The sequence below is a fragment of the Constrictibacter sp. MBR-5 genome, from assembly GCF_040549485.1.
Classification (GTDB): domain Bacteria; phylum Pseudomonadota; class Alphaproteobacteria; order JAJUGE01; family JAJUGE01; genus Constrictibacter.
The window spans coordinates 1-1,502 of sequence record NZ_JBEPTK010000047.1 but is presented as its reverse complement, the minus strand read 5'-3'; the positions used below and the strand labels follow the sequence as shown (position 1 = coordinate 1,502).

General features: G+C 65.2%; 1 protein-coding gene. It reads left to right on the top strand.

Translation table 11 applies throughout. The features are described 5' to 3' along the window. A partial coding sequence (locus tag ABIE65_RS27795) for a molybdopterin-dependent oxidoreductase (protein ID WP_354081996.1) occupies positions 1-1,502 on the top strand: 1,502 nt, incomplete at both ends.

The window sequence follows — 1,502 nt, the reverse complement described above, 5'->3', positions numbered from 1 at the left end:
CAGACTGGTACAACGCCGGCTATCTGCTCCTCTGGGGCTCGAACGTGCCGCAGACGCGCACACCCGACGCGCATTTCTATACAGAGGCGCGCTATCGCGGCACGAAGTCGGCTGTAATCTGTCCCGACTATTCCGAGGCCGCCAAGTTCGGCGACGTGTGGCTCAACGTGAAGCAGGGCACCGACGCCGCGCTCGCAATGGCGTTCGGCCACGTCATTCTGCGCGAGTTCCACCTCGACAGGCAGGTGGAATATTTCGAGGACTACTGTCGCAAATATTCCGACTTCCCGATGCTCGTGACGCTGGAGGAAAAGGATGGTCGTCTGATCCCCGGACGCTTCCTCCGCGCCGGCGACCTGGACGGCGGGCTCGGCGAAGACAACAACGCTGAGTGGAAGACCGTCGCCTTCGACGAGATATCCGACGGCCTGGTCGCGCCGAACGGTTCCATCGGCTACCGCTGGGGCGAACAGGGCGAGTGGAACCTCGAAGAGCGGGCGGGCTTAGGCGACACGCGGCTGAAGATGTCGCTGATCCTGGACGAAGATCACGACGGCATCGCGCGAGTCGACTTCCCCTATTTCGGCGCCGACGCGACCGAGGCGTTCTCGACCGGCGATCGCCGTCCGAACGTCCTGACCAGGAACGTTCCGGCGAAGCGGATCAGGACCATCGAGGGCGAGGTGGCCGTAGCGACCGTGTTCGATCTCTTCTGCGCCAACTACGGTCTCGACAGGGGGCTCGGCGGCGACTGGGTCGCGACGTCCTACGACGAGGACGTGCCCGGCACGCCGGCATGGGCCGAGAAGATCACCGGCGTCGCCGCCGGCAAGATCGTCCACGTCGCTCGCGAGTTCGCGCAGAACGCCGAGAAGACCCGGGGCAAGTCGATGGTCATCATCGGCGCGGCGATGAACCACTGGTACCACATGGACATGAACTACCGCGGCGTCATCAACATGCTGGTGATGTGCGGTTGCGTGGGCCAGTCGGGCGGCGGGTGGGCGCACTATGTCGGTCAGGAGAAGCTTCGCCCGCAGACGGGCTGGCAGCCCCTGGCGTTCGCGCTGGATTGGGGCCGCCCGCCGCGGCAGATGAATTCGACCAGCGCTTGGTATGCGCATACAGACCAATGGCGCTACGAGACGCTCACGGCGGGCGAGATCCTGTCTCCGACCGCGCCGGCGGGCGACTGGGACATCAGCCTGATCGACTACAACATCCGTGCCGAGCGCATGGGGTGGCTGCCGTCCGCGCCGCAGCTCAAGACCAATCCGCTAGAGGTCGCCAGGGCGGCAAAGGCGGCGGGCAAGGACATCCCGACTTACGTCGCCGAGCAGCTCAAGTCCGGCGGGTTGGAAATGTCCTGCGAGGATCCCGACGACCCGGCAAACTGGCCGCGCAACCTGTTCGTCTGGCGCTCCAACCTGCTCGGGTCGTCCGGAAAGGGGCACGAATACTTCCTCAAGCATCTCCTCGGTACCGACCATGGCGTCCTCGGC